The sequence below is a fragment of the Kitasatospora sp. NPDC051164 genome (genome assembly GCF_044455625.1).
Classification (GTDB): domain Bacteria; phylum Actinomycetota; class Actinomycetes; order Streptomycetales; family Streptomycetaceae; genus Kitasatospora.
Genome location: NZ_JBITFB010000085.1, coordinates 1 through 10,825, shown reverse-complemented (window position 1 = coordinate 10,825; position 10,825 = coordinate 1). Strand labels below are relative to the sequence as shown.

The following is a 10,825-nucleotide window of genomic DNA, read 5'->3' as shown; positions in this document are numbered from 1 at the left end:
CTCGCACTCCGCCATCCGCCCCGCGAACACAGCCGACCCGGCCAGCAGCTCCGCGGCCATCCCCACCCACTGCGAACCCTGACCCGGGAACACCAACACCGAACGGCCGTCGACCGGGCGACCGCCGTCCCACGCTCCCGAGTTGTCGTCGGCCATCCGGCCCAGCAGGGTGTGGAGTTGGTCCCGGTCCCCGACCAGTGCCTTCCGGTACTCGAAGGCGGTGCGCGTGTGCAGGGCGGATCCGATGTCGCGCGGGTCGACCCCGGGGTTGCCGTCCAGGTGGCGGCGCAGCCGGTCGGCCTGGAGGCGCAGTGCCTGCGGGCTCTTCGCCGACAGCAGCCAGGGCACCGCCGGCAGGGGGGTGCGCTCGGCCGGCGGGCCGTCGCCCTCCAGGGGGGTGTGTTCGAGGATGGTGTGGACGTTGGTGCCGCTCAGGCCGAAGGAGGACACTCCGGCCCGGAAGGGGCGGCCGTGGGACGGCCAGGGCTGCTGCTCGGTCGCGAGGGCCAGCGCTCCACGCGTCCAGTCGACGTGGCCGGAGGGCCTGCTGACGTGCAGGGTGCGGGGCACCTGCCCGTGCTGCATGGACAGCACCGTCTTGATAACCCCCGCCACACCCGATGCTGCCTGGGCGTGGCCGAGGTTGGACTTGAGGGAGCCGACCAGCAGGGGCCGTCCGGCGGGCCGGTCCTGGCCGTAGGTGGCCAGCAGGGCCTGCGCCTCGATGGGGTCGCCGAGGGTGGTGCCGGTGCCGTGCGCCTCCACCACGTCCACCTCGGACGCCGACAGGCCCGCGTCCGCGAGCGCCGCCCGGATCACCCGCTGCTGCGACGGACCGTTGGGGGCGGAGAGTCCGTTGCTGGCGCCGTCCTGGTTGACGGCGGAGCCGCGTACCACCGCCAGTACCGGGTGTCCGTTGCGGCGGGCGTCCGACAGCCGCTCCAGCAGCAGGACGCCGACGCCTTCGCCCATGCCCATGCCGTCCGCGTCGTCCGAGAAGGCCTTGCAGCGGCCGTCCTCTGCGAGTCCCCGTTGCCGGGAGAAGCTGATCAGGGCGCCGGGGGTCGCCATCAGGGCGACGCCGCCGACCAGGGCGAGGGAGCAGTCGCCGCCGCGCAGGGCCCGGCCGGCGTAGTGCATGGCGACGAGTGAGGAGGAGCAGGCCGTGTCGATGGTCACGGCGGGCCCTTCGAGGCCCAGGGTGTAGGCGACCCGGCCGGATACGACGCTGGGTGCGCTGCCGGTGAGCAGGTGGCCGTCTCCTTCCTCCGACTGGGCGACAACGGCCGCGTAGTCGGCGTAGTTGACGCCGGTGAACACTCCGGTGCGGCTGCCGCGCAGGGCGGCCGGGTCGATGGCGGCGCGTTCGATCGCCTCCCAGGTGGTTTCCAGGAGCAGCCGCTGCTGGGGGTCCATGGCCAGGGCCTCGCGCGGCGAGATGCCGAAGAACTCCGCGTCGAAGTCGGCGGCGTCGTGCAGGAAGCCGCCGTGCCGGGTGGTCGACGTGCCGGGGCGGTCAGGGTCGGGGTCGTAGAGGACGTCGATGTCCCAGCCGCGGTCGGTGGGGAAGTCCGAGACGGCGTCGCCGCCGTCGGCGAGCAGGCGCCACAGGTCTTCGGGGGTACCGATGCCGCCGGGGAAGCGGCAGGCCATGGACACGATCGCGATCGGCTCGTCGTCGGGCGCGGGCGGGTGCGCGGCGGCGTCCGGGTCGGTGGCCTGCCGGCCGAGCAGTTCGGCGCGGATCTCCCGGGCGAGCGCGGTGGACGACGGGTGGTCGAAGATCAGCGTGGACGGCAGCCGCAGTCCGGTGGCGGTGTTGAGCCGGTTGCGGAGTTCGACTGCGGTGAGGGAGGCGAAGCCCATGTCCTGGAACGCCATGCCGGGCCGGATCGCGTCCACCGAGGGATGGCCGAGGACGGCTGCCGCGTGGATGCGGACCAGGTCGAGCAGCAGGCGGTGCTGTTCGGATTCGGCGAGGGCGGCGAGCCGTTGGCGCAGCAGTGCGGCGGCGGGTGCCTCCGTGTCGCCGGTCGCGGCTTCCAGGGCGCGGCGGGCTTCGGGGATGCCGGTGAGCAGCGGGCTGCGGCGGGTGGAGGTGAAGACGGCGGCGAACTGCTCCCAGTCGACGTCGGCGACGGCGAGTACGGTCTCGTCGTCGTCGAGTGCCTGTTGCAGGGCGTGGACCGCGAGGTCGGGGGCGATCCGGGGCAGGCCGTGCTGCTCCAGGTTGAACAGATCGGCGTCCGCTCCGGCGATGCGGTCCTGGAAGGGGTTCTCGGCCTGCCAGATGCCCCAGTCGACGGTGGTGGCGGTGAGGCCGCGGGCCCGGCGGTGCTGGGCCAGGGCGTCGAGGTAGGCGTTGGCTGCGGCGTAGGCGCCGTGGTCGCCGCTGCCCCAGACTCCGGCGATCGAGGAGAACAGGACGAAGGCGTCGAGTTCGCGGTCGAGCAGGGCGTCGAGGTGTTCGGCGCCGGCGGCCTTGGCGGCGACGATCTGTTCGAACGCGGACATCGGTGTGCCGTCCAGGGGGGCGAGCGCGACGAACGCGGCCGCGTGGACGACGGCGGTGACCGGGTCGCCCGCCGTGTCCAGGCCGGTGAGCAGTTCCGCCACTGCCTGACGGTCCGCCAGGTCGCAGACGGGCAGGGTCAGTCGTACGCCGAGGGCGGCCAGTTCCGCGGCGAGTTCGGCCGCGCCGGGTGCCTGGGGGCCGCGGCGGCCGGGCAGGACGAGGTGGGTGGCGCCGCTGCGGGCCAGCCAGCGGACGAGGTGCGGGCCGACGGCTCCGGTGCCGCCGGTCAGCAGGACGGTGCCGCGGGGCTTCCAGTACTTCGTACGGCTGTCGTTCCGGGGGGCGCGCCGGAGGCGGCGGGCCAGCAGGCCGGTGGGGCGCAGGGCGAGCTGGTCCTCACGGCCGAGGCCGTCCGGGCCGGTGCCGGGGGCCGTCAGGACGGCGGTGAGGCGGGTCCTGGCGCGGGCGTCGAGGTTCGGCGGCAGGTCGATGAGTCCGCCCCAGCGGGCGGACAGTTCCAGCGCGGCCACCAGTCCGGTGCCCCAGACCAGTGCCTGGCGGGGGTGGGTGACCGGGTCGTCCTGGCCCGTGGACACGGCCCCGGCGGTGGCGCACCACAGGGGTGCGGTGAGGGCGAGGTCGCCCAGGGCCTGCACCAGGGCGACGGTGAGTGCCGTCCCGGTGGGCAAGGCCGGGTGGTCGGGGTGGGGCCGGTCGTCGGCGGCCAGCAGCGACAGCACGCCCGTCGGGACGCGGTCGCCGAGAGCGGTGGCGAGCGTGTCCGCGAGGTCCGTGCGGCGGACGGCGTCGGCGGTGAGTTCGGCCGTGACGACGGTGGCGCCCGCCTCGGTGAGGGCGAGCAGCGGGCCGCGTAGCCGTGCGTCGTCGTCGTGTCCGGCGGGCAGGACGACGAGCCAGGTGCCGGCCGCGGGGGTGGCGGCCGGCGGGTCGGGCAGGGGCTGCCAGCCGATGCGGTAGCGCCAGGAGTCGATGACGCTCTCGTCGCGCCGCTGTTTGCGCCAGCCTCGCAGGGCGGGCAGGACAGGGGCGAGGGCGTCCTCGTCGACGGCGAGGTGGGCGGCGATCTCGGCCGGGGCGTCGTGGTCGACCATGTGCCAGAAGGCCGTGTCGTGCCGGTCGGCGGCGGCCGGTCCGGTGCCGGGCGCCGCCTCCGGCTCCAGCCAGTAGCGCCGCAGCTGGAAGGGGTATCCGGGCAGAGCGGTCGGGCGGGCGCCGGTGCCGGCGTAGACCGCGGACCAGTCGACGGCCGCGCCGGCCACCCACAGTTCGGCGGCCGAGCGCAGGGCCCGGCGCAGTCCGCCGTCGTCGCGGCGCAGGGTGCCGACGACCACGGGCGGCTCCTCGGCGCCGGTGGCCTCGGCGGTGTCCTGGAGGGCCATGGTCAGCACCGGGTGCGGCGACACCTCGACGAAGACCTCGTGGCCCTGTTCGATCAGGGAGCGGACGGCGGCATCGAAGCGGACGGTCCCGCGGAGGTTGCGGTACCAGTAGTCGGCGTCCATGACCGTGGTGTCGAGCCGGTCGCCGGTGACGGTGGAGAACAGCGGAATCCGGGCCGGGAGCGGGCGTACGCCGGCCAGCGCGGCCAGCACCTCGGACCTGATCCCTTCGACCTGGGCCGAGTGCGAGGCGTAGTCCACGGGTACGGACCGGGCCCGTACGCCCTGTGCGGCGCAGTGGGCGAGCAGTTCGGCCAGGGCCCGGGTCTCGCCCGAGACCACCACGGCGGCGGGCCCGTTGACGGCGGCCACCGACAGCTTCTCGGCCCAGGGGGCGATCTCGGCGCGGACCCGGTCCTCGGGCAGGGACACCGCGACCATGCCGCCGAGTCCGGCCAGCGCCCGGATGGCCCGGCTGCGCAGGGCGACGACCTTCGCCCCGTCCTCCAGGCTCAGCGCTCCCGCCACCACGGCGGCGGCGATCTCGCCCTGGCTGTGCCCGACCACGGCGTCGGGCCGGACGCCCCAGGACTTCCAGTGCGCGGCCAGTGACACCATCACCGCCCACAGCACCGGCTGCACCACGTCCACCCGTTCCAGGGAGGGTGCCCCGGGCGCGCCCTCCAGGACGGCGGGGAGCCGCCAGTCGACATGGGCGCGGAGGGCGGCGTCGCAGGCGGCGAGGCGGTCCCGGAACGCGGGGCTGGTGGCGAGCAGGTCCCGCGCCATGCCGGCCCACTGGGAGCCCTGGCCGGGGAACACCAGTGCCGTCCGGCCCTCGACGACCCGGCCGATGCCCGCGACGACGTCAGCGGGCGTGGCCGGGGCGGTGGAGAGGTCCGTGCCCGGCCCGGACAGGGCGGCGAGGCCGTCCAGCAGTGCGGGGCGCCCGTCGCCGATCACCACGGCCCGGTGTTCGAAAGCGGACCGGGTGGTCGCCAGCGAGAACCCGATGTCGGCCGCCCGTGCGGGCGCGTCCGTGGCGAGCCGGGCGCGCAGCCGGCCCGCCTGGTCCCCGAGCGCGGACGCGGTGCGGCCGGACAGCACCCAGGGCAGCACGGCCCCGGGCGCGCCCGCCCCGGCTGCGGTGTCCGGGCCGTCGGTCGCTGCTTCCGGTCCGTCGGTCTGTTCCGGCTCCGGTGCCTGTTCGAGGACGACGTGCGCATTGGTGCCGCTCATGCCGAACGAGGACACCCCGGCCCGGCGCGGCCGGTCGACGGCGGGCCAGTCGCGGGCCTCGGTGAGGAGTTCGACGGCGCCCGAGGACCAGTCGGCGTGCGGGGTGGGCGCGTCCACGTGCAGGGTGCGGGGCAGGACGCCGTGCCGCAGCGCGAGCACCGTCTTGATAACCCCGGCGACCCCGGCGGCGGCCTGGGTGTGCCCGATGTTCGACTTCAGCGACCCCAACCACAGCGGACGCCCGGCGGGCCGGTCCTGGCCGTAGGTGGCCAGCAGCGCATCGGCCTCGATCGGGTCGCCGAGGGTGGTACCGGTGCCGTGCGCCTCCACCGCGTCGACCTCGGAAGCGGTCAGTCCGGCGTCGGCGAGGGCCGCCCGGATGACCCGCTGCTGGGAGGGGCCGTTGGGGGCGGTCAGGCCGTTGCTGGCGCCGTCCTGGTTGACGGCCGAGCCGCGCAGCACGGCCAGCACCGTACGGCCGTTGCGGCGCGCGTCCGACAGCCGCTCCAGCAGCAGCATCCCCACGCCCTCGCCCCAGCCGGTGCCGTCCGCGGCCGCCGCGAACGGCTTGCAGCGGCCGTCGGGGGACATCGCGCCCTGCCGGCTGAACTCGACGAACACCGCCGGCAGCGCCATCACGCTGACCCCGCCGGCGAGCGCGAGCGAGCACTCACCGGCCCGCAGGGCCCGCGCAGCGAGGTGCAGCGCCACCAGCGAGGCCGAACAGGCGGTGTCCACGGTGACGGCCGGGCCTTCGAGACCGAGCGCGTAGGACACCCGCCCGGACATCACGCTCATCGAGTTCCCCGTCATCAGGAACCCCTGGACGGCTTCGGCCGCGCCGGAGCCCAGCGTCGCGTACCCCTGGTCGATGGCCGCGACATACACCCCGGTACGGCTGCCCCGCAGGGTGAGCGGGTCGATGCCGGCCTGCTCGACGGCCTCCCAGGCCGCAGTCAGCAGCAGCCGCTGCTGCGGGTCCATCGCGACCGCCTCACGGGGCGAGATGCCGAAGAACTCCGGGTCGAAGTCCGCCGCGCCGTCCAGGAACGCCCCTCGCCCGGGGACCGTGCCGCCGGACGGCCAGGCGGTCTCCCAGCCCCGGTCGCCGGGGACCGGCGCGATGGTGTCGCGGCCTTCGGCGAGCAGTTCCCACAGGTCCTCGGGGGTGCGGACGCCGCCGGGGAAGCGGCAGCTCATCGCCACGATCGCGATCGGCTCGCTCGTGCGGGCCTCGGCCTCCCGGAGCCGCTGCCGGGTGTCCCGCAGGTCGATGGTCACCCGGTTGAGGTAGTCGCGCATCCTCTGGTCGCTCACTGGACACCGCTGCTTTCGTCTCGGGCTGCGCGGGGTGCGCGGACGGCGTGGACCGGTGCCCTGGTCATGCGGATCCCAACTGCCGGTCGATGTAGTCGAACACCTCGTCGTCGCTGGCCGCCTCGATCAGGTCGGGGGCCAGGTCGTCCAAGTCGCCCGTGGGGCGGGCGGTGGTGGCCGGTGTCCCGCCGGGCAGCGGGCGGGACAGCACTTCCCGTATCCGGGCGGCGAGTTCGTCGCTGACGCCGTCCGGCGGCAGGGCGTCGAGCAGGGCCTCCAGGGTGTCGAGCCCGGCCCGGACCGCCGCGTCGCCCGTCGGGCGGGCGGCGGCGGCCCGCTCGGCGAGGTGGCGTGCCAGTGCCTCCGGGGTGGGGTGGTCGAAGACGAGCGCGGCCGGCAGCCGCAGCCCGGTCGAGGACACCAGCCGGTTGCGCAGTTCGACCCCGGTGAGGGAGTCGAAGCCGACGTCCTTGAACGGGCGGGCCGGGCGGATCAGGTTCGGCGAACTGTGGCCGAGCACCGCCGCGGCGTTGCCGCGCACCAGGTCGAGCAGGGTCCGGTACAGCTCGGCCTCGGGCAGCTCGGCGAGCTGCCGCGCCATCGAGCGGGCCGGCGCAGCGGCGGAGGCGGAACCGGTACGGGCGGGGCGGACCAGGCCGCGGAGCACGGCGGGCAGTCGGTCGTCCGCCCGCAGCACGGACGGGGCGATCCTGGCCGCGAGCCGGTAGGCGTACGGGGAGCCCAGTGCCGCGTCGAACAGGGCGAGGCCCTCCGCCGAGGTCAGCGCGCCCGCCCCGGCGCCCCGGCCCGCGGTGACCGCGGCGGTCATCTCGCTGCGCTCCTCCCACAGGCCCCAGCCGATGGACAGGCCGGGCAGCCCCTCGGCCCGGCGTTCGGCGGCGAGGGCGTCGAGGACCGCGTTGGCGGCGGCGTAGTTCGCCTGCCCGGCCGCGCCGAACTGGGCGGCACCCGAGGAGAACAGGACCAGCGCCGCGAGGTCGAGCTCCCGGGTGAGTTCGTGCAGGGCCAGCGCCGCGTCCGCCTTGGGCCGCAGGACGCGGTCGAGCCGGTCCGGAGTCAGCCCCACAATCGTGGCGTCGTCCAGGACACCGGCCGCGTGGACGACGGCGGTGAGCGGGTGCGCGGCGGGCACCGACCCGAGCAGGGCGGCGAGCGCGGCGCGGTCGGCGACGTCGCAGGCTGCGACGGTCACCGACGCCCCGAGCCCGGTCAGTTCCCGTACCAGCTCCGGTATACCGTCGGCGGATCCGCCCCGGCGGCCCGCCAGCAGCAGGTGCCGGGTGCCGTGCGCGACGACCAGATGCCGGGCCAGGAGCCGTCCCAGGGTGCCGGTGGCCCCGGTGACCAGGACAGTCCCTTCGGGGTCCGGCGGAGCGGGCAGCAGCAGGACGTTCTTGCCGACGCCCCGGGCCTGGCTGAGCGAGCGCAGGGCGGCCGGGGCCTGCCGGACGTCCCAGCCGGTGACGGGCAGAGGACGCAGCACTCCCTGCTGGAACAGGTCCAGGACGTCGGCGAGCATCTCGCCGATGCGCTCCGGACCGGCCTCCATCAGGTCGAACGCCCGGTAGCGCACCCCGGGGTGCTGCCGGGCGACCGTCTCGGGGTCGCGGACGTCGGTCTTGCCCATCTCCACGAACCGGCCGCCGTTCGGCAGCAGCCGCAGACCGGCGTCGACGAACTCCCGTGCCAGGCTGTCGAGTACGATGTCGACGCCCCGCCCGCCGGTGGCCGTCAGGAACGTCTCGGCGAAGTCGGTGGTACGGGTCGAGGCGATGTGCGCGGCGTCCAGTCCGCCGGCCCGCAGGACGTCCCACTTGGCGGGGGAGGCGGTCGCGAACACCCGCGCACCGGCGTGCCGGGCGAGTTGCACCGCCGCCATGCCGACACCGCCGGCCGCGGCGTGGACCAGTACCGATTCCCCGCGCCGCAGTCCGCCGAGATCGAACAGACCGTAGTAGGCGGTGAGGAACACCACCGGCACGGATGCGGCACGGGCGAAGGACCAGCCCGCCGGTATCCGGGCGACGGTACGGCGGTCGGCGACGGCGGTCGGGCCGAACGCGCCCCCGAAGATCCCCATCACCCGGTCCCCGGGTACCAGGTCGTCCACACCCGGGCCCACCTCGATGACGGTTCCGGCGCCCTCGCTGCCCAGACCCTGCTGTTCGGGGTCGGGGTCCAGGCCGAGCGCGGCGATGACGTCGTGGAAGTTCAGCCCGGCGGCGCGCACCGCGATCCGTACCTCACCCTTGCCCAGCGGGGCGAGGGCCGCCGGAGCGGGCTCCGCCGCGATGTCCTCGAGGGAGCCCCGGCCGTCGGTGGTGAGCCGCCAGGCGGCGCCGTCCGGCAGGGACAGCGTGCCGTCCGGCCGTCCGCCGCGGACCAGCCGCGGCAGCAGCGGCGGGCCGGTCCGCAGCGCCAGCTCGGGTTCCCCGGCGGCGAGCGCCGCAGGCAGGGCGTCCGCCGGCTCGCCGGCCCCGGCCGCGTCGATGAGGACGAAGCGCCCGGGGTGCTCGGCCCGCGCGCTGCGCACCAGGCCCCACAGGGCGGCCTGGGCGGGATCGACGGGACGGTCGACCGGTCCGGTACGGACCGCGTCCCTGGTGAGCAGGGCCAGCCTGGCCGCAGCGAACCGCTCGTCGGCCAGCCACTGCTGCACGAGGGCGAGGCCCTGGTGTGCGGTGGCCCGGACCCGGTCGGCGGGGTGGGGCAGGTCGGCGGTGGCGACGGCCGCCACGATCACCTCGGGGAGGGCGGCGCCCGCTTCGAGGGCGGCCCCCAGGGCGCCGATGTCCTGCCATGACACCGCGCCGGGGACGGCACCGCCGAGGGCGGCCCAGGTGGGCACGGCGCTGTCCGCCGGGTCGGTGGCCGGGGTCCAGTCGAGGCGGTACAGCAGGTCGGCGTAGGCGGTCGCGGAGAGCGGCCCGCCGGCGGCCGGAGGCCGCAGCAGCAGGGCCTCCACGCCGAGCACCTGCCGTCCGGACAGGTCGTGGGCGTGCAGGGTCACGGTGTCCGGCGTGTCGGTGGCGAGCCGCACGCGCAGCGTGGTGGCCCCGGTGATCCCGCTGGTCACGCCGTTCCAGCTGAAGGGCAGCCGGGCCCGGCCGTCCTGGTCGGGCAGCAGTGCGGCGATCTGGAGGGCCGCGTCCAGCAGCGCGGGGTGCAGCACGCATCCGGCGGCGTCGGCGTGCTGCGGCTGCGGCAGCACCACCTCGGCGAACACCTCGCCGCCGCGGAGCCACGCGGCACGGATGCCGCGGAAGGCGGGGCCGTAGTGGTAGCCGGCCTCGGCGAACCGCTCGTAGAGGTCGCCGGTGTCCACGGGTTCGGCACCGGACGGCGGCCAGCTCAGCAGACCGGCCGCGGCTCCGGCCGGGTCCCCGGCGGGCCGGGGTGCCAGGGTGCCGGTGGCGTGCTCGGTCCAGGGCGCGTCGGCGTCCCGTGTCGTACGGGCGAACACGCCGAGCCTGCGCCGACCGTCGCCGTCGGGTGCGGCCACCCGGAGCTGTAGGTGGACGGCTCCCTCCTCCGGGAGCACGAGCGCCGATCCGAGGGTGAGTTCCTCGACCACCGGGCAGTCCGCCTCGGCCCCGGCGCGCAGCGCGAGTTCGAGAAACGCCGTGCCGGGGAAGAGGACGACGCCCGACACCGCGTGGTCGGCGAGCCAGGGGTGGGTACGCAGCGAGATCCGGCCGCTGAGCAGCAGCTCATCGGAGTCCGCGACCTGCGTCGCCGCACCGAGCAGCGGGTGCCCGGTCGTGGCGAGACCCGCCGAGGCGACGTCCCAGCTCGTGGTCGGAACGTCGAGCCAGTAGCGGCTGCGCTGGAAGGCGTAGGTAGGCAGCTCGACACGCCGTGCCCCCGGGAACGCACCCGACCAGTCCACCCCCAGCCCGCGCTCCCACGCACGGCCCACCGCCCGCAGCACCTGAGCCAGGCCGCCCTCCCCGCGACGCAGCGTCCCCAGCACCGCGGCATCCGTACCCACGGCCTCCACCGACTCGCCCACCGCAACCGACAACACCGCGTGCGGGCTGGACTCCACGAAGAACCGGAAGCCCTCCCCCAACAACGTCTCCGTGGCCTTCCCGAACTCGACGGTCTCCCGGAGATTGCGGTACCAGTACTCCGCGTCCAGGGCCTTCGTGTCCAGCCAACCACCCGTCACCGTCGAGAAGAACGGCACCGAACCCGAGACAGGAACGATGCCGGCCAGATCGGACAGCAACCGCTCGCGGATCTCCTCCACGTGCGCGGAATGCGACGCGTAGTCGACCTCGATCACACGCGCCCGCACCCCCTCACCCATCAGCCCGTCGACCAGTGCCGT

Annotated in this window: 2 protein-coding genes; both read right to left on the bottom strand. The window is 75.4% G+C overall.

Going from position 1 to position 10,825, the window contains the following annotated elements; genetic code table 11:
* A partial coding sequence (locus ACIBEC_RS47000; protein ID WP_360510025.1) for a type I polyketide synthase occupies window positions 1-6,456 on the bottom strand: 6,456 nt, incomplete at its 3' end.
* A 79-nt stretch (window positions 6,457-6,535) separates the two neighbouring features.
* Window positions 6,536-10,825: SDR family NAD(P)-dependent oxidoreductase (locus ACIBEC_RS46995; protein ID WP_396290835.1), on the bottom strand; the 4,290-nt coding region annotated here is incomplete at its 5' end.